Annotated in this window: 22 protein-coding genes and 1 tRNA gene; 16 read left to right on the top strand and 7 right to left on the bottom strand. The window is 63.8% G+C overall.

Annotation, left to right across the window (positions count from 1 at the left end):
* Positions 1–509: 509 nt before the first annotated feature.
* Genes BHD08_RS04405 through BHD08_RS04415 form a run of 3 tightly spaced genes read left to right on the top strand, consistent with a single transcriptional unit; the run spans position 510 to position 4,078 of the window.
* Complete coding sequence (locus tag BHD08_RS04405; RefSeq protein ID WP_015275941.1) at positions 510–1,166, top strand: paraquat-inducible protein A; 657 nt, start codon at positions 510–512, stop codon at positions 1,164–1,166.
* On the top strand, positions 1,153–1,776 hold the full coding sequence (locus tag BHD08_RS04410; protein ID WP_125020962.1) for a paraquat-inducible protein A: 624 nt from the start codon (positions 1,153–1,155) through the stop codon (positions 1,774–1,776). Before BHD08_RS04405 ends, BHD08_RS04410 begins: the two co-directional genes overlap by 14 nt.
* A complete protein-coding gene (locus BHD08_RS04415; protein WP_125020963.1) occupies positions 1,769–4,078 on the top strand; it encodes a PqiB family protein in 2,310 nt (769 codons plus the stop codon). Before BHD08_RS04410 ends, BHD08_RS04415 begins: the two co-directional genes overlap by 8 nt.
* A 97-nt stretch (positions 4,079–4,175) precedes the next feature.
* Here BHD08_RS04415 and mksF read toward each other — a convergent pair whose 3' ends face one another.
* The 3 genes from mksF to mksB all read right to left on the bottom strand — a co-directional run bounded on the left by mksF (position 4,176) and on the right by mksB (position 9,046).
* Positions 4,176–7,010 carry an Mks condensin complex protein MksF gene (gene mksF / locus BHD08_RS04420; RefSeq protein ID WP_125020964.1) on the bottom strand — a complete coding sequence of 945 codons (2,835 nt, stop codon included), beginning with the start codon at positions 7,008–7,010 and terminating at the stop codon, positions 4,176–4,178.
* The gene (gene mksE, locus BHD08_RS04425) at positions 7,007–7,696 is read right to left on the bottom strand and encodes an Mks condensin complex protein MksE (protein ID WP_014819293.1); all 690 of its coding nucleotides are present in this window, start codon (positions 7,694–7,696) and stop codon (positions 7,007–7,009) included. The genes mksF and mksE overlap by 4 nt, the downstream gene beginning before the upstream one ends.
* Before the next feature lie 108 nt (positions 7,697–7,804).
* Positions 7,805–9,046, bottom strand: coding sequence for an Mks condensin complex protein MksB (gene mksB / locus BHD08_RS04430; protein WP_177412637.1), 1,242 nt, complete (start codon positions 9,044–9,046; stop codon positions 7,805–7,807).
* A gap of 318 nt (positions 9,047–9,364) precedes the next feature.
* Between mksB and BHD08_RS04435 the strand changes: the two genes are divergently transcribed.
* The 5 genes from BHD08_RS04435 (at position 9,365) to rimI (ending at position 14,857) form a co-directional block, all read left to right on the top strand.
* A complete protein-coding gene (locus BHD08_RS04435; RefSeq protein ID WP_125020966.1) occupies positions 9,365–10,462 on the top strand; it encodes a carboxynorspermidine decarboxylase in 1,098 nt (365 codons plus the stop codon).
* A gap of 26 nt (positions 10,463–10,488) precedes the next feature.
* Entirely contained in the window at positions 10,489–11,727 is a 1,239-nt protein-coding gene (locus tag BHD08_RS04440) for a saccharopine dehydrogenase family protein (protein WP_125020967.1), read from the top strand.
* 317 nt (positions 11,728–12,044) lie between these two features.
* Positions 12,045–13,589, top strand: coding sequence for a 2-isopropylmalate synthase (locus BHD08_RS04445; RefSeq protein WP_125020968.1), 1,545 nt, complete (start codon positions 12,045–12,047; stop codon positions 13,587–13,589).
* Positions 13,586–14,395 (top strand): energy transducer TonB, encoded by an 810-nt coding sequence (locus BHD08_RS04450; RefSeq protein ID WP_125020969.1) that lies wholly within the window; start codon positions 13,586–13,588, stop codon positions 14,393–14,395. The genes BHD08_RS04445 and BHD08_RS04450 overlap by 4 nt, the downstream gene beginning before the upstream one ends.
* 9 nt (positions 14,396–14,404) lie before the next feature.
* Positions 14,405–14,857, top strand: a complete 453-nt coding sequence (gene rimI / locus BHD08_RS04455) for a ribosomal protein S18-alanine N-acetyltransferase (protein WP_125020970.1) — start codon at positions 14,405–14,407, stop codon at positions 14,855–14,857.
* A gap of 236 nt (positions 14,858–15,093) precedes the next feature.
* On the opposite strand, the gene BHD08_RS04460 is transcribed toward rimI, so the two are convergent.
* Positions 15,094–15,636, bottom strand: a complete 543-nt coding sequence (locus tag BHD08_RS04460) for a hypothetical protein (protein ID WP_125020971.1) — start codon at positions 15,634–15,636, stop codon at positions 15,094–15,096.
* Positions 15,637–15,815: 179 nt separating this feature from the next.
* Here BHD08_RS04460 and otsB point away from each other — a divergent pair, with 179 nt between their 5' ends.
* From otsB to BHD08_RS23040, 8 genes are all read left to right on the top strand, one after another.
* The gene (otsB, locus tag BHD08_RS04465) at positions 15,816–16,592 is read left to right on the top strand and encodes a trehalose-phosphatase (RefSeq protein WP_125020972.1); all 777 of its coding nucleotides are present in this window, start codon (positions 15,816–15,818) and stop codon (positions 16,590–16,592) included.
* 16 nt (positions 16,593–16,608) lie between these two features.
* Positions 16,609–18,024, top strand: coding sequence for an alpha,alpha-trehalose-phosphate synthase (UDP-forming) (gene otsA / locus BHD08_RS04470; RefSeq protein WP_015275953.1), 1,416 nt, complete (start codon positions 16,609–16,611; stop codon positions 18,022–18,024).
* A gap of 80 nt (positions 18,025–18,104) precedes the next feature.
* Positions 18,105–18,749 (top strand): carbonate dehydratase, encoded by a 645-nt coding sequence (gene can / locus BHD08_RS04475; RefSeq protein ID WP_125020973.1) that lies wholly within the window; start codon positions 18,105–18,107, stop codon positions 18,747–18,749.
* The gene (locus BHD08_RS04480) at positions 18,749–19,648 is read left to right on the top strand and encodes a DMT family transporter (RefSeq protein ID WP_102821591.1); all 900 of its coding nucleotides are present in this window, start codon (positions 18,749–18,751) and stop codon (positions 19,646–19,648) included. Before can ends, BHD08_RS04480 begins: the two co-directional genes overlap by 1 nt.
* 178 nt (positions 19,649–19,826) lie before the next feature.
* Positions 19,827–19,903, top strand: a tRNA-Met gene (locus BHD08_RS04485).
* A gap of 78 nt (positions 19,904–19,981) precedes the next feature.
* On the top strand, positions 19,982–20,263 hold the full coding sequence (locus BHD08_RS04490) for a hypothetical protein (protein WP_125020974.1): 282 nt from the start codon (positions 19,982–19,984) through the stop codon (positions 20,261–20,263).
* 242 nt (positions 20,264–20,505) lie between these two features.
* The gene (locus BHD08_RS04495) at positions 20,506–20,715 is read left to right on the top strand and encodes a hypothetical protein (RefSeq protein ID WP_125020975.1); all 210 of its coding nucleotides are present in this window, start codon (positions 20,506–20,508) and stop codon (positions 20,713–20,715) included.
* A 171-nt stretch (positions 20,716–20,886) separates the two neighbouring features.
* Positions 20,887–21,048 (top strand): hypothetical protein, encoded by a 162-nt coding sequence (locus BHD08_RS23040; protein ID WP_177412638.1) that lies wholly within the window; start codon positions 20,887–20,889, stop codon positions 21,046–21,048.
* Between the two features lie 123 nt (positions 21,049–21,171).
* Here BHD08_RS23040 and BHD08_RS04500 read toward each other — a convergent pair whose 3' ends face one another.
* The 3 genes from BHD08_RS04500 to BHD08_RS04510 all read right to left on the bottom strand — a co-directional run bounded on the left by BHD08_RS04500 (position 21,172) and on the right by BHD08_RS04510 (position 25,077).
* Complete coding sequence (locus BHD08_RS04500) at positions 21,172–22,434, bottom strand: OprD family porin (protein ID WP_125020976.1); 1,263 nt, start codon at positions 22,432–22,434, stop codon at positions 21,172–21,174.
* 273 nt (positions 22,435–22,707) lie between these two features.
* A complete protein-coding gene (locus tag BHD08_RS04505; RefSeq protein WP_125020977.1) occupies positions 22,708–24,423 on the bottom strand; it encodes a tannase/feruloyl esterase family alpha/beta hydrolase in 1,716 nt (571 codons plus the stop codon).
* Between the two features lie 255 nt (positions 24,424–24,678).
* Positions 24,679–25,077, bottom strand: a complete 399-nt coding sequence (locus BHD08_RS04510; protein ID WP_125020978.1) for a DoxX family protein — start codon at positions 25,075–25,077, stop codon at positions 24,679–24,681.
* Between the last annotated feature and the right edge of the window lie 50 nt (positions 25,078–25,127).

Consider the following 25,127-nt stretch of genomic DNA (forward strand, 5'->3'; position numbering starts at 1 on the left):
AGTGAAACGACGCATCGCCGATGGTAGTGTGGGGTTTCCCCATGTGAGAGTAGGTCATCGTCAAGCTCCTTTCCCAAACCCCCGATCCGCGAAAGCGGGTCGGGGGTTTGCTTTTGGGCTCTGGAAAACCGCAGCAGGCACTTAGGCTTGAGATGTGTTGGGTGCTTGAGGCCGGTTTCAAACCGCTCGGGTTGGGAGGGAGGAATAGGCCGCGCCTCACCAGAAGGGCCGTGTGCGGCTGTATCCAAGTCCAAGCTATTGCTTCAGATAGCGCCAGTGATGGTGTCGGACGTTGCCGACAGGGGATGGCTGCTCTACAAGCCGTGCAGCGATCTCTTTTCTCTGGCGATGATATGAGCCGGGCCACAAGCATGGGACGGCAAACTGCAGGAGTCTCTCGAGATTCAGGCGGAGTTGCAGCTCAGGCAGTCTCGTCGACTCGCTCGACTGACAGCTCACAGCGACATCCATCGCTCGTTTAGAATGAATACTTTGCTCGGATATTTGCCATGCCGGAATCGGCTGCTACGCCAGGGCTTGAGGAGGTTCCGCTCGAGCAGCTGGCCGCTTGTCCTGAATGTGACCTGCTGATGCTCAAGCCGACGCTCAATCTCGGCGAGGTCGCCGAGTGCCCGCGTTGCGGTTGTGAGCTGTTTCGCTTGCGCCATCGTATCGTCGGGCCTGGAATGGCCTTGGTGCTTGCCGCGTTGCTGTTGTACTTCCCCGCCAATTTTCTTCCCATCATGCAATTGAATCTGCTTGGCAGGGTCACCCAAGATACCGTCTGGAGCGGTGTGCTGAGCCTCTATAACAGCGGCATGCAAGGCATTGCCGTAGTGGTATTTCTTTGCAGCATGGCGGTGCCGTTGCTGAAGCTGCTGTGTCAGCTCGCAGTACTGTCGTGCATTGCTTTCGATCGAGCAAAGCCATTAGGCGTGGCGCTCTATCGGACGTATCACCATCTACGTGAATGGGGAATGCTGGAGGTCTATCTGCTCGGCATCTTGGTATCGATCATCAAGCTCAGGGATATGGCCGAGCTTAGCCTTGGTATTGGGCTGGCGTGCTTTGCCGGTCTGCTGGTCGTTCAGGTCTGGCTAGAGTTGGTGATGTCACCGCACCAAGTCTGGGAAGCCTTGTCGGAGCGTCGCGATGCGCGCCGCTGACGCCGGGTTGATGGTTTGCCACGAGTGTCACCAGCTCAATCGAGCCGACGCCGGCCAGCGCCATCGGCGCTGCACCCGCTGTGGCGCCCGCGTGCATATGCGCAGGCCCAATAGCATCGTTCGAACCTGGGCACTTTTGATCACTGCAGCACTGCTCTATCTGCCGGCCAATCTTCTGCCGATCATGACGGTGCGCATGCTCGGCAGCGGCACGCCGGATACGATCATGTCCGGCGTCGTCACCCTGGCCAAGCACGGCATGTTTCCGATTGCCGCTGTGGTGTTCATCGCCAGCATTCTGGTACCGACCTTCAAGCTGGTCGGGATCGCGATGTTGCTGTTTTCGGTGCAGCGCCACCATCCGATGTCGCCGCGCCAGCGGATTCTGGTTTTTCGCTTTATCGAGTGGATTGGACGCTGGTCCATGCTCGATATCTTCGTCATCGCGATTCTGGTGGCAATCGTCAATTTTGGCAGCCTTGCCAGCGTTGAAGCCGGCTTCGGTGCAATAGCCTTCGCCAGCGTGGTCATCCTGACCATGCTGGCTGCGATCACGTTCGACCCTCGTCTGATCTGGGATAACACGGAATCCGGGAACAAGCATGACTGACCTGCCACAAGCCAATACCCGTCCTGCCTCAAGCTGGTCGGCCATCTGGATTCTGCCGCTGATCGCTCTGATGATCGGAGCGTGGCTCGCCTGGCAGGCCTATAGCGAGCGAGGCATCCACATCGAGGTGGTCTTCGAAAGTGCCGAGGGTATCGAGATCGGCAAGACGTCGGTGCTCTACAAGGGCATGACGATCGGTGTCGTGCGTGATCTGCGCCTAGGCGACGATGAGCGTCGGCAAGTCGTGGTGGCGGACATCGAGATGAACAAGGACGTCGATGGCTACCTGCGCAGCGGTACGCGCTTCTGGCTAGTCAAGCCCAGTGTGACGCTAGCCGGGATCACAGGCCTGGAGACGCTGGTATCGGGCAACTATATCGGCATCAGCCCTGCCGATGGCGAGCCGACCAAGCGGTTCGTCGCGCTGGCGGAAGAGCCGCCGATGTCCGACAGCCGTATCGGCCTGCACCTGACGCTCAAGGCCGAGCGGCTCGGCTCGCTGAATCGCGGCAGTCCGGTGTTCTATCGGCAGATACAGGTTGGCCAGGTGAAGAACTACGTGTTGGCCGAGGACGACAGTACTGTCGAGGTGCAGCTGTATATCCAGCCGGAGTACGCGCATCTGGTGCGCAAACACACGCGATTCTGGAACGCCAGCGGTGTCACCGTGGACGCCGGGCTGACGGGGGTGAAGTTTCGTACTGAGTCGCTGGCCAGCATCGTGGCCGGCGGCATCGCCTTTGCCACGCCAGCGCACCGCAAGGACAGCCCAGCCACCGACCCGAGCATTCCGTTCCGTCTTTACGAGGACTTCGATGCCGCCCAGGCCGGTATCAAGACGCTCGTATCGCTGCAGGATTTCGACGGGCTGCAGGCCGGTCGCACGCCGGTGATCTACAAAGGCATGCAGGTCGGTTTGCTGAAGAAGCTGGATATCGATTCGGACCTCAGCGGCGCGCAGGCCGAACTCTCGATCGACCCGCTGTTCGAGGACTATCTGGTCGAGGACACGCAATTCTGGGTGGTCAAGCCATCAGTATCGGTCGCCGGCATTTCCGGGCTCGAGGCCCTCGTGCGCGGCAATTACATTTCGGTTCGCCCTGGCGAGAAGGGCGCCGAACCCCGGCGCAATTTCGTCGCGCGCGCCAAGGCGCCGCCTCTGGATATCCGTTCGCCCGGTCTTCACCTTGTGCTGACCGCCGACAATCTCGGCTCGCTGGATGTCGGCAGCCCGGTCCTCTACCGGCAGGTACGGGTTGGCTCCGTGCAGAGCTACCAGTTCTCGCGCGACCAGCAGCGGGTCGTGGTTGGCGTGCATATCGAACAGCCCTATGCCGATCTGGTGAACAGCTCGAGCCGGTTCTGGAACGCCAGCGGCATTTCCCTGACCGGCGGACTATCCGGCATAGAGGTGCGCAGCGAATCACTGCAGAGCCTGCTGGCGGGGGGCATCGCGTTCGAGACGCCGGATCCGCACGCCTCGGCCACCAGAAAAGTGCCCCGCTTTGAATTGCACAAGGACAGGGATAGCGCGATACGCCGCGGTACCTCGATTGAGATTCGCCTGGACCGCGGCGACGGCCTCGGTGCCGGAGCGCCGATCCGCTACAAGGGGCTGGAGGTCGGCGAGGTTGACAGTGTGACGCTGAGCGACGACCTCGGACACGTCGTGCTGCAGGCCCGGATTACCGCCGCGGAGTCGCGGATTGCTCGTGCGGGCACGCAGTTCTGGGTCGTCCGGCCCGAGCTGGGGCTCATGCGCACCGCCAATCTGGATACGCTGGTCAGTGGTCCCTATCTTGAGGTTGCTCCCGGCAAACCGGGTGCGGTCGCTCAAGCGCGTTTCGTGGGCCAGGAGCGTGAGCCGCAGAAGGCTGGTGAAGGGCTCGCCCTGGTCCTCAGCGCTGCGCGTCTGGGTTCGATCAAGCCGGGTAATGCGGTGACCTACCGCGAGGTGAAGGTCGGTGAGGTGACTGGCTTTGAGCTCGGTCAGACTGCCGACCGTGTGCTGATCCGTGTACTGATCGAACCACGCTATGCCGCGCTGGTGCACACCGGCAGCCGGTTCTGGGAAACCAGTGGCTTCGGTGTCGACTTCAGCCTGTTCAAAGGTGCCAGCCTGCGTACCGATTCGTTGGAGTCGCTGATCGAGGGCGGCGTTGCCTTTGCCACGCCTGATGGCGAGCGTATGGGGCAGCGAGCCTTGCCAGGGCAGACCTTTGCCTTGTTCAAGGAGCCGCAGGAGGAGTGGTTCGACTGGGCGCCGAAGATCGAGCTGGGGCAAGCTGCCAGTGGCAGGTGACGCGCTGGCTTGGTGGTCCGGGTATTGGTGGGCCTAACCCGTCTTACGGCGAGCGCATTAAAAAGGGCCCCTTGGGGCCCTTTGTCGTTCAGGGAGATCAGGCCGGCTCTTCCGCCCTTTGGGCTGAAGCAGTGTGCTCACTGGCGACCGGTTCGCGGCGGCTGATGTATTTCCAGTCCGCCTCGTCGATGTAGATGCCGGCCGGCCCGCTGCCGCCTTCCAGGTCGATGGCGACGTGGGCCGAGACCTGTGGCTTGACCGACGCGAGGATAGGCACAAAGCCCAGCTGCAGGCTGGTTTCGATCAGCGCCTGCTGGTTGCGCTCGTCGATGTCCGCCGCCTCGTCGAGGTAGTAGGGCAGGCGGATGCGCCCAGCCTGCTCGCGATCCATCAGGTGCAGCAACAGATACATGTTGGTCAGCGCCTTGATGGTCATGGTGGTGCCGTTCGACGCTGCGCCATCGATGTCGGTGTGAATCACCGGCTGGCCGCCGACCTTGGTGATCTCGAATGCCAGCTCGAAGAGGTCTTTCAAGCCCAGCTGGTTGTTGTTCGCTGCCACCAGGCGCGCCAGGTACTCCTTGGCTTCCTCGTTCTTCGCATCCTGTTCGGCGGACTGGGAAAGATCGAACACCGACAGCGTCTCGCCTTCCTCATACTGCCCGGCGCTGTGGATGATCTGGTCGATGTGTTTGAGCGCATCCTTGTTCGGCGCCAGCACGATACGGAAGCTCGCCAGGTTGGAAACCTGACGCTTGTTGATCTCGCGGTTGAACAGCGCCAGCTGGTGTTCCAGGCTCTCGTAGTCGCTGCGGATATTGCGCAGTGTCCGGGCTATGTCGGTGACCGCGGCGCGGCGGGCCTTGGCCAGGGTCAGCGCCTCGTCCTGGCGATGCGCGTAGGCGTTGACCAAGAGTTGCAGACGACGCTCGGGATCTTCCTCGCTGTCGAACTTGGCCACGCCTTTCAGGCGCACCTGCGCATACAGCGCCTCGATCTGGCCGTCGACGCGCTGCAGCGCCTGCCAACTGTCCTGGTAGTCGTTGAGCAGCGGCAGCAGGTTATCGAGGGAGTCGTCCACCGGGTCCATGAAGGGCGTACCGAACGGTAGGTTGCTCGGCAGCAGCTGGCGACGACGCAGGGCGTCTTCCAGCGTGCGCTCCTTGGCCTCCAGGTCGGCCAGCTGGCGGCCGACCAATTGCAGCTTGGCCGACAGGTGCTGGACGCGCTCGGCGAAGGCGTCACTGGTGCGCTTGAGTTCTTCCTGGGCGGCTTCGGCCTGGGCCAGCTGTTCCAGCTTGGCGGGCTCTTCGGCGGCCAGGGTCTGGCTGCGGCGGAAGTCTTCCAGCGCTTTCTGCGCATCCAGCACGGCCTGATACAGCGCCTCGGCCTGGGCCTTGCTTGCGGCGCGGTCGACGGCCACCGCATGCTGCGTCTTGAGCTGCTTGAGCTCGCGCTCCAGACGATCCTTCTGGTCGCGCAGGGCGGCACGGTCGGCCAGCGCCTGCAGCGCCGGTGGCTCGATATGCGAGAGGTCGATGGACAGGCCCGGCACCGAGAAGGTGTCGCCCTTGAAGCGATCCAGCACGGCCTCGACCGCCTTGACCCAGTCGTCACCCTCGGCAGTGATGCCTTTTTCGCCGAGCGGCAGGCTGAACAACTGGCCGTTGAACAGGCGCATCAGGCGGTCGACGTCGGCCTGGGAGAACTCTTCGCGCAGGCGCGAATAGCTGTTGTTGTCGGCGTGATCGAGCTGTTGCTTCACCGACTTCAAACGCTTCTCCAGATCGCGCAGGCGCTCGTCGAGGTCTTCGCTGGAGAACTGACGGGACTGCGCCAATGCACCGGCCAGCTCGTCATGGGCGTCCTTGGCGGCGAGCAGCTGCTGCTCCAGCACATGGGCGTCCTCGACCAGGGCGAAACGGTTCTTCAGCACCGCCAGCTCGCCGAGCCAGCGCTGGGCTTCGCTGATTTCACGTTCCAGGCGCATCAGTTCGCCGGTCGAGCCGCGCTGTTCGTTCTGCAGGCCGTCCTGCTCGCGACGGTAGTGCTCGGCCTGGATCACCAGCTCTTCCTTGCGTGCATCGGCGTAGTCGTGCCAGGTGCCGAGCAGGTTGTCGAGCAACGGCGACAGGCGATGCAGCTTGCCGCGCAGCAGCTCGCGCTGGGCGACACCGGAAGCCAGCGCCTCGACCAGCGGGCCGGCGGCGACCAGCGCCTGGTAGTCCTGCTCCATGCGGCGCACATCGCGGAAGGCTTCTTCGGTGGCGGCGATGTAATCGACGCTGCCCGAGCGCAGGCTGTGCTCGAAGGCATCGAGGAACAGCTGCTTCAATTTGGCCGCGGTGATCTCGCGCATATGCAGCAGGTTGATGAACAGCGCGCGGAAGGTCTTCAGGCTCTGTTCGCTGGTCGAACGCAGCGGGATCAGCGTCATGTCCAGCGGGATCGAGGTGTGCCCGCCGACCAGCAGCCGGCGCAGCTCGTCCGGCTTGGCCTCGTAGGCCTTGATGCCGGCGCGCTCGAGGTTGGCGAACAGCTCGCGCTGGCGCAGGCAGGTGCCGTTCTGCTGGTAATGGTCGAGATCCAGCGAGCCCTGGTAGACGAAGAACTGATGACCGAAACCGCCGCCCGGGCCACGACCGGCCACGCCGATCACGTGCGGGCCGTGGGGCAGCATGACTTCGACGAGGATGTAGCTGGTGTCCGAGGCGAAGTAGAACTTGCGCGACTGTTCGAGACTGTACTTGCCGAAGCTCATGTCCGACATGCGCGCCAGGATCGGGAACTGCAGCGCGTTGATCGACGCAGACTTGCCCAGGTTGTTGGCGCCGTAGACCGACAGCGGATTCTCCAGCGGAAAGATGCCGAGGCTGTAGCCGGCAGTGTTCAGCAGGGCGAAGCGGCGGATGCCGTAGCGTTCCTGGCTCATGCTTCAAGCTCCTTTTCTTCGGCGATGGCGCGGGCCAGGGCGTCCTCTTCGGACTCTTCCAGCGGCTCGTCGATGAGGATGATGTCGTCCTCGCTCTCGTCTTCGGCGATCAGCTCGGGTGCCGGCAGCGGCAGGTCGCTGCTGTGCAGGCTGGCGGCGAGATCGCGGTCCTGCTGCACCGACAGACAGACGTCGAGGAAGCGGTGCATCGGCGGCAGGAAGCGGTAGACGCCGTTGCTGTCCTCGGCGAAGCCCAGCTGTGTCAGGCGGCGGATGACCTTCTCTTCCAGCTCTTCCTGCGTGGTGACTTCGGCCTGCAGGAACAGGTCGCGGTACTTGTCCAGCAGTGCTGGCAGTTCATCGCGACCAAGGCTGCCGCCGTCGAGCACGGCCAGCGGATCGCGGCCCTGGTCAGCCAGGTGCTCGACGAGGATAAAGGTGAACAGCGCCAGGCGCTGGGCGGTCTTGTTCACCTGCGCGCCCATCTGCTCGGGGACGAAGTAGTAGAAGCCGCGCGGATCGCAGACCAGCTCGAAGCCGAGTGCCTTGAACAGCGCGCGGTACTGGTCCTGCATGTTCGACAGCTGCGCGTAGGGCTCCGGCTCGCTGCGCGACAGGTGATAGCCCTTGAACAGCTCGCGGAAGATCGGCGCCAGCTGGGTCATTTCCTTGAGGTCGATGTTCATAGATGTGGCTCACAGGCAATCGTAGGGTGGAAAACGGCGCAGCCTTTTTCACCGGAAAGTTCGGTGTCAGCGGTGGACAAGCAAAGCGTTGTCCACCCTACGTAGGGATTAGCCATTCGCATTGGCCACCAGCGCAAAGGAGCTGAGGCTGACGCGGTGCTCGCGGGTCAGGTATTCGCGACGCTCCAGGCGGTCGCGCTGGAAGCGGCTGTCGCGGGACAGGCGCGAAAACCAGTAGAGCAGCTCGTCGGTGGCACCCTCGGGTTCCTGTTCCAGCAGCCAGGCCATCAGGTCCGGCAGCGGCAGTGCCTGCTGGCACCGCTCGATCATCTCGCGGGCGGTGCGCGGTGCGCGCGGCTGCTCGCTCTTGCGCTTGCTGCTGGCCCGCGGGAACTGCGCCGGTTTCGGCTCGAAGCGGGCCAGGGCATAGACGTAGGCCTCGACCTGGCTGGCAGTGCCGAGAAAAGTGCTCTGTGGACGGGTGAACAGCGGCAGCGAGGCCTGCGGTACGGCGTCCAGGCCTTTCTTGCGGATCGCCGACAGCGCCAGCGCGGCGCCGCGGGTCACCGCATTGTGCCGGCGGGCTTCCTCGCGCAGCGGCAGCAGCAGTTCGCGGGCCTTGCGCAGGGTCAGCTGAGCGGTGGTCTGCATCTCGAGGATGCGCGCGTGGGTGCGCAGCAGGAGGTCGTCGTCCACCAGCTGGCCAAGGCGTTGCTGTTCGCCGAGCAGTTTCATCAGAACCTGCTCGACGCGGTGCACGCCCTGCTCGAAGGCGCCATCGGCGGAGACCAGCTGGATCATCGGCTCAACGTATTCGTCCCAGGTCGCCAACACCTCTGCATAGCGCTGGCGCAGCGGAATCTGACGGTCGCTGGTCTTGGCCCGGTCGGCCACGGCAACTAGCGCCTGCTCGTCGTTATCGAGCTTCTTCAATACATCGCGCACGCGCATGTCCAGCAGCCGCAGCTGGCGGGCCAGATCGTTGCCATCGCGAATCTCGAATGCATCGAGGATATGCCCGGCCAGGCGCTCCAGGTGGCGCAGGTAGGCTTCGATCTCCAGGCACAGGCCGAGGCGGTGCTCGCGGCGCAGGTAGGCGAGGAAGTCGTGGATCTGCGCGTTCAGCTCGAAGCGGTTGGGGCTCTTGGCCACCGGCACCAGGATGTCCAGGCGGATCCACTGGTCGAGCAGGGCGGTGATATCGGTGGGCGTGCCTTCGGGCAGTTGCGCGGCCAGCTGATGACGAAGTTCGACCAGGCTCAGGGTGCCGGCGTCGAAACGCTCGCACAGCGGCTCGAGCAACGTCCAGTGTTCGGCGAGGGCACGCAGTACGCGCTTGGGTTCGATCATCGAGGCGCCAGTCCAGCCAGTGAAAAAGCGCGAATTGTACTGCATTGACAGCCCACTGAAGGCCCGCCGGACAATCGGACGCGCTCTGAATGCGGCGCCCGGCAATCAACTGGGCGATTCACTTGAACGTCATTGCAGGCGGGTTAGCCTGTCTAGCATCGGCGCTTGCAGCCACATCGGTGCTGCCGGATGTCCTTGAATGGTGACGAAGTGTTGAAAATCTATTTCGATCTGCGCCGGTAATCGGCACAATTCGCGGCTTTTGCAAACGGGAGCTGCCGGCTCCTGTCCGGCGAAATCCCTTGGGGGCACGTAGACATGATCCAGACGCCGTATTACCTCATTGATAAACAGAAGCTCCTGGGCAACCTGGAGAAGATCGCCTACGTGCGCGAACACTCCGGCGCCAAGGCGCTGCTGGCCCTCAAGTGCTTCGCCACCTGGTCGGTATTCGACCTGATGCAGCAGTACATGGATGGCACCACTTCGTCCTCGCTGTACGAACTCAAGCTCGGCCGGCAGAAGTTCGCCGGCGAAACCCACGCCTACAGCGTGGCCTGGGCCGATGATGAGATCGAAGAGATGGTCGCCAACTGCGACAAGATCATCTTCAACTCCATTGGCCAGCTGGAGCGTTTCGAGGCCGGCACCGAGGGCATCATCCGCGGCCTGCGGGTCAATCCGCAGGTGAGCAGTTCCGACTATCTGCTGGCCGACCCGGCGCGGCCGTTCAGCCGTCTTGGCGAGCACTATCCGGCAAAGATCGAGGCGGTGATCGGCAAGATCAGCGGCTTCATGTTCCACAACAACTGCGAGAACTCCAGCTTCGAGCTGTTCGACCAGATGCTGACCACCATCGAGGAGCGCTTCGGCCACCTGCTGGAAAAGGTCGAGTGGGTCAGCCTCGGCGGCGGCATCCATTTCACCGGCGAAGGCTATCCGCTGGATGCCTTCTGTGCGCGGCTGAAAGCCTTCTCGGAAAAATTCGGCGTACAGGTTTACCTGGAGCCCGGCGAAGCGGCGATCACCATGAGTGCGTCGCTGGAAGTGACGGTGCTCGACACGCTGTACAACGGCAAGAACCTGGCGGTGGTCGACAGCTCGATCGAGGCGCACATGCTCGACCTGCTGATCTATCGCCTCAACGCCAAGATGGCGCCCAACGACGGCGAGCACAGCTACATGGTGTGCGGCAAATCCTGTCTGGCCGGCGACATCTTCGGCGAGTACCAATTCGATCGTCCGCTGGCCATCGGCGATCGGCTGTCGTTCATCGACGCGGCGGGCTACACCATGGTCAAGAAGAACTGGTTCAACGGCCTGAAAATGCCGTCCATCGTGGTAAAGCAGCTCGACGGCAGCGTCGAGGTGGTTCGTGAGTTCGACTTTAACGATTACCTGTCCAGCCTTTCCTGAGGCCGCAGTACAAGGGGGTGAAACAATTGAAGAAAAACGTTCTTATCATTGGTGCAGGAGGTGTTGCCAAGGTGGTGGCCCACAAGTGCGCGCAGCACAACGACGAACTCGGTCGTATTGCTATCGCGTCGCGCAGCATCTCCAAATGCCAGGCCATCATCGACAGCGTCCAAGCCAAGGGCGGGCTGCAGCAGCCCGGCGAGATCAAGGCCTATGCGCTGGACGCCCTGGACGTGGAAGCGACCAAGGCACTGATTCGTGAAACCGAATCGCAGATCGTCATCAACGTCGGTTCTGCCTTCCTCAACATGTCCGTGCTGCGCGCCTGCATCGACACCGGTGCCGCGTATCTCGATACCGCGATCCACGAAGAGCCGGGCAAGATCTGCGAAACGCCGCCGTGGTATGGCAACTACGAGTGGAAGCACCTGGCCGAGTGCCAGGAAAAGGGCGTCACCGCCATCCTCGGCGTCGGTTTCGACCCAGGCGTGGTCAATGCTTACGCTGCCCTGGCGCAGCAGGAGTACTTCGACAAGATCGAGTCGATCGACATCCTCGACGTCAACGCCGGTTCGCACGGCAAGTATTTCGCCACCAATTTCGACCCGGAAATCAATTTCCGCGAATTCACCGGTCAGGTTTACAGCTGGCAGAACAGCCAGTGGACGACCAATCGCATGTTCGAGGTCAAACGCACCGATGACCTGCCGGTCGTGGGTGAACAGAGCCTCTACCTGACCGGCCATGACGAGGTGCACTCGCTGTCCAAACACCTCGATGTGCCGAACATCCGTTTCTGGATGAGCTTCGGCGAGCACTACATCAACGTCTTTACCGTGCTGAACAGCCTTGGCCTGCTCTCCGAGCAGCCGGTGCGCACCGCCGAAGGCCTGGAAGTGGTTCCGCTCAAGGTGGTCAAGGCCGTGCTGCCCGATCCCGCCTCGCTGGCGCCGGGCTACACCGGCAAGACCTGCATCGGCGATCTGGTCAAGGGCACGAAGGACGGGCAGCCGCGCGAGCTGTTCATCTACAACGTCGCCGACCACGAAGAAGCCTACGCCGAGACCGACAGCCAAGGCATCTCCTACACCGCCGGCGTGCCGCCGGTTGCCGCTGCGCTGCTGGTAGCACGTGGCGAGTGGGATGCGCAGCGCATGGTCAACGTCGAAGAGCTGCCGGCCCAGCCGTTCCTCAAGCTGCTCGATGTGATGGGTCTGCCGACCCGGATCAAGGATGAGCACGGCGACCGGGCCTGGGATCAGTAAGCCAGCGACAAGTTGCACGCAAGAACGAAAGGCCCCGCTGCTCTGGTAGCGGGGCCTTTTGCTTTGTTGGCGGCGCGGCGGTGGATGTAAAAAGCGACATCCACCCTACGTTGGGGGCTGGCCTTCGTAGGGTGGAAAACCGCGAAGCGTTTTCCACCAACGTTCCCCCGCGGTGGAAAAGCCTCTGGCGTTTTCCACCCTACGCGACAACAACCCATGCCAAACGCAGCTTCGCCTTCCCGCTTTGTTCATTTCACGCGACAATCCGCGGACTACAGCGCCCCCTGAGAGGCGCTCGGCAGCCGTGAGGATTTCCTATGAGCAGCAATGATCGCGTCATCATCTTCGACACCACCCTGCGCGACGGCGAGCAGAGCCCCGGCGCGTCCATGACCGGTGAGGAAAAGCTGCGCATCGCCCGGGCGCTGGAGCGGCTGAAGGTGGACGTGATCGAGGCGGGCTTCGCCATCGCCAGCCCCGGCGACTTCGCCGCGGTGAAGCTGGTTGCCGACAACATCAAGGACAGCACCGTGTGCAGCCTGGCGCGCGCCGTCGATGCCGACATCGAGCGTGCCGCCGAAGCACTGGCCGGCGCCAATTCCGGGCGCATCCACACTTTTATCGCCACCAGCCCGATCCACATGCAGTACAAGCTGCGCATGCAGCCGGATCAGGTGGTCGAGCAGGCGGTGCGCGCCGTGAAGAAGGCGCGCAGCCTGTGTGCTGACGTGGAATTCTCCTGCGAGGATGCCGGCCGCTCCGAGATCGACTTCCTCTGCCGCATCATCGAGGCCGCCATCGACGCCGGCGCCCGCACCATCAACATCCCGGACACCGTCGGCTACGCGATCCCGCACCAGTACGCCGACACCATCCGCCAGCTGCTCGAACGCATCCCCAACGCCGACAAGGCGGTGTTCTCCGTGCATTGCCACAACGACCTGGGCCTGGCCGTGGCCAACTCCCTGGCCGCGGTGGTCGCCGGTGCACGCCAGGTGGAGTGCACCATCAATGGCCTCGGCGAGCGTGCCGGCAACGCCGCGCTGGAAGAGATCGTCATGGCGATCAAGACCCGTCAGGACCTGCTCAATGTGCATACCCGCATCGAGACCGAACACATCCTCGCCGCCTCGCGTCTGGTGTCGGGTATCACCGGCTTCCCGGTGCAGCCGAACAAGGCCATCGTCGGCGCCAACGCCTTCGCCCACGAGTCGGGCATCCACCAGGACGGCGTGCTCAAGCACCGCGAAACCTACGAGATCATGTCCGCCCAGTCGGTCGGCTGGAACGCCAACAAGATGGTCATGGGCAAGCACTCTGGCCGCGCCGCATTCCGTTCGCGCCTGGACGAGCTGGGCATCGTGCTCGAAGGCGACGAGCTGAATGCGGCGTTCGCCCGCTTCAAGGAGCTGGCCGACAAGAAGCACGAAATCTTCGACGAAGACCTGCAGGCGCTGGTCTCCGACACCCTGGCTGACGAAGCGCCAGAGCACTTCAAGCTGGCCAGCCTGGAAGTGGCGAGCAAGACCGGCACGATCCCCGAAGCCAAGCTGGTGCTCAGCGTCGACGGCGCCGAGCGCAGCGCCCAAGCCCAGGGCTCCGGCCCGGTTGACGCCACTTTCAAAGCCATCGAGGCCGTTGCCGAGTCGGGCGCCACGTTGCAGCTGTATTCGGTCAATGCCATCACTCAGGGCACCGATTCCCAGGGCGAAGTGACCGTGCGGCTGGAGAAGGGCGGGCGCATCGTCAATGGCAACGGCGCCGATACCGATATCGTCGTCGCCTCGGCGAAGGCTTACCTCAACGCGCTCAATCTGATGCAGGTCGGCGCCAAGGCTCACCCACAGGTGGAAGGCGTTTGATCAACGAAGCCCGGCGTCGGGCCTACCTCGACGCCATGCAGGTAGCCAGCTGGCTGCCGCGTACCGAGCTGCCCTTTGCTGCACCGTCGCGGCTGGAGTTGCTGTCGCCGGTCGAGCTCGAGGCGGAGCCGGATATTGCTGTCGCTCCGCCAGCCGAGGTGCCCGTGGCCGCGCCGGTGGTGGAGCGGGCACCCGCAGCAGCTGCAGTCGAACCGCCGCAGGCGCCGCGCCCACGTATCGCCATGCCGGAACCCAAGCAGCCGGAACCGGTTGCTGCTGCGGCAGAAGAACAAGCGGCCGAGCCGGCCAAGCCCATCGAGCCGCCGCCACGTTTCTCGCTGCAGCTGATGCGCGCGGGCAACGTGCTGCTGGTGGTTGAACTGCCCACCGGCGAATCCTTCCAGAGCCGCGACCCGGCCTACATCCTGCTCAAGGACCTGCTGCGCGCCGCGCGCCTGCCGGACAAGCCGCAACAGGTCGGCGATGGCGAGCCGATTCGCTGGCCGCTGCTGAACAAGGGTAGCCTCGACCAGGGCGGCGAGGCCGCGCGCGATTACGTGCAAGGCGTGATGGCCGCCGAGCTGGAAAACATGGGCTGCGATTGCATCTGGCTGATCGGTCGTCCGGCGCTGCGTTTCGCCGGTGAAGTGGATGTCGACGCCTGCTATCGCGAGCTGGCTGTCGAAGGGCTCGGTCGCGCACTGGCGATGCCCGGCCTGGAACAGTTGATGGAGCAGCCGGCCGCCAAGGCCGAGCTGTGGAAAGCCCTGCGCCGCAGCATGCCGCGCTGGCACATAGGTTCATGAGTACGCGTGATGAGTGATGCTGTCAGCTTCCGCCCGATGACCGCGGCGGATATCGAAACCGTGTTGAAGATCGAGTACGCCGCCTTCAGCCATCCCTGGACGCGCGGCATCTTCAACGATGCGCTGAGTGCCTACGAGTGCTGGGTGATGTTCGAAGGGGAGCAGCAGGTCGGTCATGGTGTGATCAACCTCATTCTCGACGAGGCGCACCTGCTCAATATCACCGTCAAGCCGCAGAGCCAGGGCCGCGGTCTCGGCCTGCGCCTGCTCGAGCACCTGATGCAGCGTGCCCGGGAACGTGGCGGGCGCGAGTGCTTCCTTGAGGTACGTGCGAGCAACACCACGGCCTATCGGCTTTACGAGCGTTATGGCTTCAACGAAGTCGGCCGGCGCCGTGCGTACTACCCGGCGGCAGACGGCCGTGAAGATGCGCTGGTGATGGCCTGCACGTTGCTGGATTGATCGCCGCGGGCTTCGGTTTTTGTGCTTGAGTTCGTTGGCGCCACGATCGCTGTTGCCGACCTCTGACTGTCGCCAGCCTGGTAGGGTGGATCACGCTTCACCGATCCACCGTGTTCGCGTCATGGTGGATGTAAAAATCAAACATCCACCTACGCCTACGCAAGGCAGCCGAGGCCGCCTTGTGAGTTCCGCGGAACTGTCGCTCCTGCCTACCGAGTGCGGCGAACGGCCCCGCTCTATTCGCCCGGCCGCTTGTCCCGCCCCGAATCCAGTGGCGCTTCGCCTTCCAGTTCTTCGTCGGACAGCACGCTGTCATCCTCGCGCAATACCGCCTCGCCACCGCTGAGGCCAGTGTCTTGGTCGCCCTCGGCAGGGCCATCCCAGGGTTTGCCATCGAGTGGGTCGTAGCGGCCGAGTTCGGCTTCGTCGAGGTCCACGTCGGCGCCGATCTCATGCTCGGACACTACGCTCAGGTCCTGGTCCGCAGGGCCGCCATGGCCGCGTTCGCTCGGCGAGCGCGCGCCGTCCTCGGGGATCAGGGTTTCCGGGGCCATGTCGTCCATGGTGGTTTCGCCATCTGGTACTTCGCCGGCCGTCATGCCTGCCTCGGCGGCGCGTTCGGCGGTGAACTCGTCTGCCATCTGCTCACCCGGCACTTCGTCACCGATGCGGCCCTTGCGCTCGTCGCGGCGCTGGTCGAAGTCGAGCTGTTCGATGGAGCCCATGCGGTCTTCGGTGTCGTCGACCCCCGTCGGGGTGTAGGGTTTTTGATCGCTCATGATCGTCTCCTGTCAGGACATCGGTCTTGCAGGTTGTGACCCGGCGGCTCGGCGAAGATTCAGGCTCGCCGGCTGGCTGGATCCGACATCCGGGTCCATCCTTCCCCCGCCATAGATGCATGACCGTAGTAGTGAAAACGGGGACGAACCACCGCGCGTGATCCGGAGTCCTACTCTGCATGAACGATCAAAACGACCAACCCGCGCCAGAGCCTCGGCGCTACGCCTTCTTCTTCGATGTCGACGGAACGCTGGCTGAGATCCAGCCGCGACCGGAACTCGTCTTTATTCCACCGGCCACGCTCGCGGCCCTGGAACGCCTGCATGCTGGCGGCATTCCTGTCGCAGTGATTTCCGGTCGCCCGCTCGCGCAACTCGATGCGCTGCTGGCGCCCCTGCAACTTCCCGCTGCCGGTGTGCACGGTGCCGAGCGCCGCGATGCCACAGGTGAGCTGCGCAACCTGGCACTCGACAAGCAGGCGTTGGAGCGCATCCAGCGCGAGTTGCAGCAGGCTTGCTGCGAACATCCCGGGCTGCATCTGGAGAACAAGAGCGTCGCCTTCGCGCTGCATTTCCGTCAGGCGCCGGAACTTGAGGAGATTGCCCGCACCCTGGCCGAAGACTTCGCCCAGCGTTACGCCGAGGTACTGACCCTGCAGCCCGGCAAGTGCGTGTTCGAACTCAAGCCCCGCGGCGCGAGCAAGGGCGAGGTGATCCGCGCCTTCATGCAGGAAGCGCCGTTCGCCGGCCGCACCCCCGTGTTCCTTGGCGACGACCTCACCGACGAAGCCGGCTTTGCCGCCGTCAATGCGCTCGACGGTCGATCCATCAAGGTCGGCGACGGCCCCAGCGAAGCCCGCGAACGGGTGGCGTCGGTGGCTGCCGTCGGCGCCTGGATCGAAGCGCTGCTGAACGATCTCGGTGTGCCGGCCGAGCCCAGAACAAAACCCGACTAGAGCGAGATTTACTGCCATGAGCCGTTTAGTAGTGGTTTCCAACCGCGTGGCGCCAATCAAACCGGGCAAGGTAGCCGCCGGAGGGCTGGCCGTCGGTGTCTACGACGCGCTGCGCCAGGCCGGTGGCATCTGGTTCGGCTGGAGCGGCGAGATCAATGCAACGCCAGCCATCAACACCGAGGAAGTGGGCAACATCACCTATGTCACGCTGCCGCTGAACAAGCGTGACTACGATCAGTACTACCGCGGCTTCTCCAACAACACGCTCTGGCCGATTTTTCACTATCGCATCGACCTGGCGCGCTACAGCCGCGAAGAGTACGACGGCTACCGACGGGTCAACGGCATGCTGGCCGAGAAGCTCAAGCCGCTGCTCAAGCCCGACGACATCATCTGGATTCACGACTACCACCTGATCCCGTTCGCCGAAGCCTGCCGCCAGCTGGGCATCCGCAACCGCATCGGCTTCTTCCTGCACATCCCGTTTCCCGCACCGGAGATCCTCACCGCGATTCCGCCGCACAACGAGCTGCTGAAGACCCTTTGCTACTACGACCTGATCGGCTTCCAGACCGATACGGACCGCCTGGCCTTCCAGGACTACATCACCCGCGAAGTGCGTGGTGTGATCGAGCCGGACGGCAGCCTGACCGCCTACGGGCAGAACTTCCGCGCCGGGGTGTACCCGATCGGTGTGGTGCCGGACGAAATCCAGAAACTCGCCGAAGGCTACAAGGGTCGCGCCCATCCCATGCGCCGCGCCAGCGACGCGACGCGCCAGACCATCATCTCGGTCGACCGCCTGGACTACTCCAAGGGCCTGGTGGAACGCTTCCGCGCCTACGAAGAGTTTCTTGACCGCTATCCCAAACACCGCAACAACGTCGAATTCCTGCAGATCGCGCCGACCTCGCGCTCCGACGTGCGCACCTATCAGCACATCCGCGAACAACTCGAAAGCCAGGCCGGGCACCTCAACGGGCGCCTCTCCGATCTCGACTGGACGCCGCTGCATTACCTCAACAAGAGCTATGACCGCCGGGTGCTGATGGGCCTGTTCCGCACCGCCGACGTCGGCTTCGTCACGCCGCTGCGCGATGGCATGAACCTGGTCGCCAAGGAATACGTCGCCGCGCAGGACCCGGAAGACCCCGGCGTGCTGGTGCTCTCGCGCTTCGCTGGTGCCGCACGCGAACTGACCTCGGCGCTCATCGTCAACCCGTACGATTGCGTCGGCATGGCGGAAGCGCTCGACCGCGCATTGAGCATGCCGCTGGCCGAACGCAAGGATCGCTACGAGCACCTGATGCGCGCCATTCGTGCCGCCGATCTGGATGCCTGGCGTGACAACTTCATGCGTGACCTGCGCTCGTTCGTCTCCCAGCCCAGCACCACGGTCATCGAAACGGAAGAGCTCGTCGAGCCGGACTGATCGCCCGTGCGAGCCGGCCTTGCTTGTCAAAGGCCGGACCGGCTCGTAAGGTGCGGGGCCGAACCATAGGGACAACGTAGATGAGCGAGCTGGAACCGCTGTTCGAGAACAACGCCCGCTGGGCCGAGGCCATCAAGGAAGAAGACCCCACCTTCTTCGAAAAACTGTCCAAGCAACAGGCGCCGGAATACCTGTGGATCGGCTGCTCCGATGCCCGCGTCCCGGCCAACGAGATCGTCGGCCTGCTGCCGGGCGACCTGTTCGTCCATCGCAACGTCGCCAACGTCGTGCTGCACACCGACCTCAACTGCCTGTCGGTCATCCAGTACGCGGTCGACGTGCTCAAGGTCAAACACATCCTCGTTACCGGCCACTACGGCTGCGGTGGCGTACGGGCCTCCATGCGCGACGACCAGCTGGGCCTGATCGACGGCTGGCTGCGCAGCATCCGCGATCTCTACTACGAGCATCGCGTGCACCTGGCCAAGCTGGCCAGCGAAGACGAGCAGGTCGACCGACTCTGCGAGCTCAACGTCATCCAGCAGGTTGCCAACGTCAGCCACACCACTATCGTTCAGAACGCCTGGCACCGCGGCCAGCCGCTCGCCGTGCATGGCTGTATCTACGGCATCAAGGATGGCCTGTGGAAAAACCTCAACGTCACCGTCAGCGGGCTCGATCAGCTGCCATCGCAATACCGCCTGCGTCCGCCGCGTAACGCCTGATGAACAGCCGCCACGCCCCGGCCTTTGCCGGTCTGCTCATCGCTGTGCTCTGCTGGAGCGGCAACGCATTGGTCGCCCGTGCCTTTTACGATCAGATCCCGCCGCTGAGCCTGTCGTTCTGGCGCTGGGTGCTGGCCACCACGCTGCTGCTGCCCTTCGTGGCGAAAGGCATCTGGACCCATCGAGCAGCCCTGCGTGCTGCCGGCTGGCGCCTGCCGGTGATCGCCGCGCTCGGCATCGCCAGCTACAACTCGCTGCTCTATACCGCCGCGCAAAGCACCGAGGCGATCAACCTGACGCTGGTGAACACCTGCCTGCCATTGGCGACCTTCATCGGTGCGGGCTTCCTGCTTGGTGAATGGCCACTGCGCCGCGCCTGGTTCGGCATGGCCGTGGCAGCAGCGGGGCTGCTCTACCTGATCAGCCGTGGCAGCTGGCAGACGTTCGCCAGCCTGTCGTTCAAGGCCGGCGACCTCATCATGCTGCTGGCCGTGCTGGTGTGGGCGCTGTACACGCTGCTGCTGCGGCGCTGGTCGAGTTTCCTCACCGTCCCTCCGCTGGTGCTGCTCGGCGTGCTGATGCTGCTTGGGGTGCCGCTGATCCTGCCGTTCTACCTGTACGAACTGAGTCGGGTAGGGGGCTTCGCCGCCACACCGGCCAACCTCGGCGCCATCGGCTACACCGCCGTGTTTGCCTCGCTGATCGCCTACCTCGCCTGGAACCACGGCGTAAAAGTCGTTGGCGCCGCCAAGGCCGCCATGGCCAGCTACCTGATGCCGGTCTTCACCGCGCTGCTTGGCTGGCTATTACTCGGCGAAGCCCTGCAGCCCTTCCACTGGATCGGCGGCGCGCTGATCTTCGCCGGCCTGCTGCTGGCCACACGCCCGTCGTTCCGCTAGGCCCGCGAAGCATTCCGACCTAGACGGGCTCACCTACGCGGCCCACCAGCGCGGTCCCGAGCTAGGCGCCCCCGCCTACGCGGCCCGACCGTTCGTAACTAACCGTTTGAAAAGGATAAAAAATCTGCGGAGCCAGGGTTGACAGCCCAAACCGACCAGAGAATAATGCGCGCCACTTGGCTACATAGCTCAGTTGGTTAGAGCGCAGCATTCATAATGCTGATGTCCCAGGTTCAAGTCCCGGTGTAGCCACCAGACAAAACAAGGGGTTAGCGAAAGCTAGCCCCTTTTTTGTTTGTGCCGGTGACTACGGCTCGCTAGGGCAAGGATGCTATGAAGAAAATCGCTTTATGGCTCTTCAGAGCCGCTGCGGTCCTGGGTGCGCTTGGCTGGCTTGTACTTTTCCTGTTTGGCGCGGACTGTCTGTTTTTTCTCGAGCCAGACCACAGCCGAACACACTGTTTCGCTGTCTCCCTCTATCTTTATCAGCTGCTGTTGTTGCCGGCGACTGTGTTATCACTCGTTTCATTTGTGTGGCTAACAAGTCGACAGCAGAACGCGACGCTGTTCTTCATCATTGCCCCTTTCCTGCTCGTTAAACTTCAGCTGTTCTGATTCTGTCCGTTAGCTTCTGTTTGAAGTGTGTGCCCTTTCACCGGAGGGGGTAGGCGCAGTGCCGATTCCAACTCATCCGGCGGACAGGTGGCGCATAGCGCGTGGTCACTGACATGTGTCCCAGGAAACCTGATGCCTCCCTCTCGCTTAGTCGCCTTCCGCTAGACATCCAAAGGCGCCTGGCCAAAGCTAGCCGCCTTTTTCGTTCCATCTATTTGCTGTTCCGTTTACCGAGGTAAACCATGCCTGACCGTTTTGATGAAATCCGTGCCGAGCGGGATGTTCGTTCCGTGGAGCCGTCCGTTTACAACCGTGATCCCCACGTCGGATTGTGGAAGCAGATCGCGTTGGGGATTGTGGTGGGTTATCTGGCCTTGGGCGTTTTGAGTGCCGTGGGTTGGGCGGTGTTTGTGCGGTTTGCGTTGGGTAGTCTGCAGATTGCTGTGCCGTGAAGGTTAGGGCGATAGGCTAGTGAGCAGAGTCTTGTGAAGGCCGCGGTATCAGAGGGCTGTGGCGCCTTAGGTAGCCGTTGACGCTGCCCATGGCGCGGCGCAGAATCGGCGCCATTTCGCGGGGAGCCATCCTCCGCTAGCGGTTTTTCTTTGCTGTCTTAAGGGCGTGTGATGAATACGTTGCTATCTGCGGTCTCGGTGGTGGTTTGTGTGCTGGCAATCAGTGCGGGTGTGATGCTGGATGTTCGCGTTAAGCCGAGCGATGAGGCGAAGCGGGCGTATACCGCGGAGCGTGTGAATGAGATTCTGCGACGCGGCACCAAGCAGGGCTGAGTCGAGAGGCGAAGCAACGGATAGAAGAAGAGGCGGCCCGCGGGTCGCCTTTTTCATGCCTGAAAAAAGCCGGGCGCGAGGCCCGGCGAAGTCCAACGAGGAGAGGTGCTGCGGCGTGGGTGCCTACCAGAGCGGCAGGCTGTAGCTGACGATAAAGCGGTTTTCGTCCAAGTCGCTGCCAAAGTTGCTGCGGGTGGTGGCGTTGCGCAGGCGCAGGCCGAGGTTTTTCAGCGGGCCGCTCTGGAACACGTAGGCTAGGTCGGTGTTGCGTTCCCAGGTCTTGCCTTCGCTGGTGCCCGCGCCGCGGTCGACGTTGTCGCCGGAGAGGTAGCGGGTCATCAGGCTCAGGCCGGGGATGCCCATGGCGGCGAAGTCGTAGTCGTAGCGGACCTGCCAGGAGCGTTCGTCCTCGTTGCCGAAGTCGTTGATCTGCACCAGGTTGACCAGCGAGTTGTCGCTGCCGGCGATGTAGGCGAAGCCGGTGTCGCCGTTGAGCTGCTGGTAGCCGGCGCCGAAGGCGTGGCCGCCGAGCTTGTAGGTGAACATGGCACCGAAGGCATCGGCGTCGACGTTGCTGCCGCCGTCGTCGGTCTGATGCACGTAGCGCAGGTCGCTCTTGAAGCTCTGCTTGTCGCCGAGCGGCAGCACGTGGACCAGGCCGAAGTTGTGCTCCTTGTAGATGCCGTCAAGCCCGCCGTAGTAGTAGCTGGTGCTCAGCTCGGGCGACCAGGCGTAGCGCGCGCCGGCGAAGAGGAATTCGTCGCTGCTGGTCTGGCGGCCGAACTGGATGTTGCGCCGGCCGCCGTTGAAGGCGGTCATTTCCTCGTTATCCGAGGAGTTGCGCTGGTTGACGCGGTCGAGCTTGCCGAGGTCCAGGGTCAGGCCGTCGATCTCCTTGCTCTGCAGCCAGGCACCGCGATAGGTCTGCGGCAGCAGGCGGCTGTCGTTGCGCATCACCACCGGCAGGATCGGTTGCAGGGTGCCTACGTGCAGGGTGGTGGCGGACAGCTTGGCCTTGGCGGTGATGCCAGCGGAGCCGTAGTCGTCCTGGGCGCGGTTGGGCGCTTCGCGGTCGCTCTGCAGGATGCCGGTGCCGACGCGGTCGGGGCTGGAATCGAGCTTCACGCCGAGCAGGCCGATGGCGTCGACGCCGAAGCCGATCGGGCCTTCGGTGTAGCCGGATTCCATTTTCAGCATGAAGCCCTGAGCCCATTCCTCGGCCTTGGATTGGCCGTCGCCGGAGCGGAAGTCGCGGTTCATGTAGAAGTTGCGCAGGTCGATGCTGGCCTTGCTGTCTTCGACGAAGGCGGCGCTGGCGGGGCCGGTGGCGATCACTACGGCGCCGCCGCAGAGGATGTGGCAGAGGGATTTGTGGTGCGGTCGCATGGTATTTCCTCTTGTTGTTGTTTTGGGCCGCCCTCGGGCGGCTACAGGGCATAGAGCGAAAGGCGTGCCAGTGGCGGGAGTACCGGCTTTGATCGGCTGAATGCCTTGCGCCAGAGCGGTTGCGTGGTGCGGTGGCAGGCCTCGGGTGCGGTCAAGGAAGCGTCCGGCTGGCTGGACATGTATGGCGCGCGGCCAGCTTTGGCGGGGCGGTGTCCAGCGCAGCGGACGGTTTGAGGAGGAGGCGCCGGCCGGGGAGCTGGCGCCGGTCAGCTGCTAGCGGGTGCCCTTACGGCTCTGTACGCAAACGAAGCTCGATGCGGCGTTGACATCGCCCTTGCCGACGTACTTCGGCCAGCCGGGGTATTCGCACAGCGGGCGGGTGCGGCCGGGCACGCCGATGCTATCGGCGACGACCTGCCGGCGCGGCGCGCGGCCCTGTTCGACCCAGTCTTCCAGCGCGGTCAGTGAATCCCAGGCGGCGTTGAACACGGTGCTGGCGGCGTGGCCGTAGCCGGGGATCTCGTAGTAGCGCAGGAAGCGCTGTGTCTTGCCTGGGCCCATGTCGCGGCGCACGCGCTCGTAGTACTCGGCGGTGGCGCGGGTGCTCACCAGTTGGTCGGAGGTACCGTGGGCCATGAGGATCTTGCCGCCGTTGCGGGCGAAGGCGGACAGGTCGGTCCGGTTTACGTCCTGGCGCAGCGACAGCTCGCTGATGCGCGCCTGCCACGGGCCGGGGTTCTGCGGGTCGAGGGTCAGCGAGTTGAAGGTGGGGTTGCGCGTCACGAAGAAGCGCACCCATTCATCCCAGAAGCCGGAATGGTAGGGCGCGCCCTCGGCAAAGCCGGTGCCGTGCACGGGCATCGGATAGCTCGGCTGCAGGGTGTTCAGGCCGAGGCGGTTGACCACCAGCTGCACGCCTTCACCCGGCCGGCCGAGGTCGGTACCCCAGGTGTTGAAGCCGGGGTAGTGGGTTTCACCGCTGGCCAGTGGGAAGTTGAAGCGAATCGGCGTATTGAACACCCGCAGCGCCTGGATCTGCGCATCCGAGAGGCAACGTTGCGAGGTGTCGGCACCGCCCGGGCAGCGCAGCGGTTTGCCATTGAGCTTGGCGCGGGCCGGGTCGAACTGCGCATTGCAGGCCGCCTGGTGGCTGATCACGCCGTCGCGCACGCCATCCAACTTGTCACAGGCCTGCATCGCGGCTTCCAGCAGTGCGGCGCGTTTCTCCAGGCTGGGAAAGGCGCCGGGCTGGGCAAGGGCGCGGGTGATGCGGCCGAACTGCAGGTCCAGGGCCAGGGCGTTGTAGGCGGGGTAGAGCACGATGGCGCCGTTGAAGTCGGTCGGCCATTGCTGCACCACGGCCAGCGCCTCGCGGCCACCGGTGGAGCCGCCGGCGAAATAGCTGCGCTCGGGCGCGGCGCCGTAGCGTTGTTCGATCAGGTAGACGGCCGCATCGCGGGTTTTCTTCAGCGCGTCGTGGGCGTAGTTGGCCAGGGCTTCGTCGTTCCAGGCGAAGGCGCCGGGGCTGAGCGGGTCGGCCACATGCCCGGAATCGCTGCCGAACACCGCGTAGCCACGGCCGAGTGGTGTGGGCTGATCGACCGGGCCGGCCGGTACGTTGCCGGCAACGTTCGGCACCGTGCCGTTGTAACCGCCGCCGCCGAACATCATCGCCTTGCGGTTCCACTGCTCGGGCAGCACCAGGCGCATGCGGATTGCCGGTGCGGCGGGATCGATCGGGCGAATCTCGGCGCTGAGGTCGCAATAGGCACCGAAGGTCTGCGGTGCGCTGCCGCCAGCCGCCACCGGGCTCGCTGCGGTGACGCGCGCGCCGCTGCTGGGTAGGCCGATGGCCTGGGCCGGGATCTCGTGGCCGAGCAGTTCGGTGCAGGTCGCCGCCTGAGCGGCTTCGGCGGCAAGCAACGCCAGCGCCAAGGGCGTCAGGCACAGCGCGCGGCGGGTAAACGGATTGCTACGGATAGGCATCATTGAGGCTTCCTTCTTGTTGTTGTCGAGCCGATGCGCCGGGTCGGGCGCATAAGCGCTCAAGCCAATGACATGCCAGCGGGCGGAGGGAAGGGTCGGCAGGCGATGGCCGGTCATTCGCCGCTGGGGCGAGGGCTCTAGGGTGGGGATGCCGGAAGCAGTGGGGGAGGCAGAGCGCCGTCCAGCGCGGCGAATCGCAGGTGAAACGATGTCCGGCGCGCTGGACGACTGTCCGTGGCGCCGGACATGACTACGGTGTTAGTTGTAGCGGCCGTTGATTCCGCCGACGCTGTAGCGCCCGGCACCGAGCAGCATGATCGCCAGTGCGCCGAACAGGAACAGGCCCTGCAGTTCGATGGCCCAGCCGCCCATCGGCCCGATGTCGAACAGTTCGGCGCGATGCGCCAGGGCCAGTGCGACGACCATGTTGCCCAGCATCAGCAGGGCGCCGAGGCGGGTGTACAGGCCGAGGATCACCAGCAGCGGCCCGACCACTTCGCCCAGGTAGACGCCATAGGCGAGAATCGTCGGCAGCCCCATGCCGCCGAGCATGCCGGCGATCCCGTCGACGCCATGCAGCAGTTTGTGGATGCCGTGCAGCAGCAACAGCACGCCGACCGAAAGCCTGAGAACCAGTTTGCCTGCATCGTCTGTCATCGGTGCGCGTCCCCTTGCGGCGCCGGGAATCGGCGCCCTGACTCCAATGT

This window comes from Pseudomonas sp. SCT, from assembly GCF_003864275.1.
GTDB classification, from domain to species: Bacteria; Pseudomonadota; Gammaproteobacteria; order Pseudomonadales; family Pseudomonadaceae; genus Stutzerimonas; species Stutzerimonas stutzeri_AE.

Bases quoted from the DNA above. Each gene is read 5' to 3' on its own strand.
- otsB (WP_125020972.1), top strand. From the start codon at position 15,816: ATGAACGATCAAAACGACCAACCCGCGCCAGAGCCTCGGCGCTACGCC.
- BHD08_RS04445 (WP_125020968.1), top strand. From the start codon at position 12,045: ATGAGCAGCAATGATCGCGTCATCATCTTCGACACCACCCTGCGCGAC.
- BHD08_RS23040 (WP_177412638.1), top strand. From the start codon at position 20,887: ATGAATACGTTGCTATCTGCGGTCTCGGTGGTGGTTTGTGTGCTGGCA.
- BHD08_RS04405 (WP_015275941.1), top strand. From the start codon at position 510: ATGCCGGAATCGGCTGCTACGCCAGGGCTTGAGGAGGTTCCGCTCGAG.
- mksF (WP_125020964.1), bottom strand. From the start codon at position 7,010: ATGAGCCAGGAACGCTACGGCATCCGCCGCTTCGCCCTGCTGAACACT.
- BHD08_RS04500 (WP_125020976.1), bottom strand. From the start codon at position 22,434: ATGCGACCGCACCACAAATCCCTCTGCCACATCCTCTGCGGCGGCGCC.
- rimI (WP_125020970.1), top strand. From the start codon at position 14,405: ATGAGTGATGCTGTCAGCTTCCGCCCGATGACCGCGGCGGATATCGAA.
- BHD08_RS04495 (WP_125020975.1), top strand. From the start codon at position 20,506: ATGCCTGACCGTTTTGATGAAATCCGTGCCGAGCGGGATGTTCGTTCC.
- BHD08_RS04480 (WP_102821591.1), top strand. From the start codon at position 18,749: ATGAACAGCCGCCACGCCCCGGCCTTTGCCGGTCTGCTCATCGCTGTG.
- BHD08_RS04460 (WP_125020971.1), bottom strand. From the start codon at position 15,636: ATGAGCGATCAAAAACCCTACACCCCGACGGGGGTCGACGACACCGAA.
- BHD08_RS04505 (WP_125020977.1), bottom strand. From the start codon at position 24,423: ATGATGCCTATCCGTAGCAATCCGTTTACCCGCCGCGCGCTGTGCCTG.
- can (WP_125020973.1), top strand. From the start codon at position 18,105: ATGAGCGAGCTGGAACCGCTGTTCGAGAACAACGCCCGCTGGGCCGAG.
- BHD08_RS04490 (WP_125020974.1), top strand. From the start codon at position 19,982: ATGAAGAAAATCGCTTTATGGCTCTTCAGAGCCGCTGCGGTCCTGGGT.
- mksB (WP_177412637.1), bottom strand. From the start codon at position 9,046: ATGATCGAACCCAAGCGCGTACTGCGTGCCCTCGCCGAACACTGGACG.
- mksE (WP_014819293.1), bottom strand. From the start codon at position 7,696: ATGAACATCGACCTCAAGGAAATGACCCAGCTGGCGCCGATCTTCCGC.
- BHD08_RS04415 (WP_125020963.1), top strand. From the start codon at position 1,769: ATGACTGACCTGCCACAAGCCAATACCCGTCCTGCCTCAAGCTGGTCG.
- BHD08_RS04435 (WP_125020966.1), top strand. From the start codon at position 9,365: ATGATCCAGACGCCGTATTACCTCATTGATAAACAGAAGCTCCTGGGC.
- BHD08_RS04410 (WP_125020962.1), top strand. From the start codon at position 1,153: ATGCGCGCCGCTGACGCCGGGTTGATGGTTTGCCACGAGTGTCACCAG.
- BHD08_RS04510 (WP_125020978.1), bottom strand. From the start codon at position 25,077: ATGACAGACGATGCAGGCAAACTGGTTCTCAGGCTTTCGGTCGGCGTG.
- otsA (WP_015275953.1), top strand. From the start codon at position 16,609: ATGAGCCGTTTAGTAGTGGTTTCCAACCGCGTGGCGCCAATCAAACCG.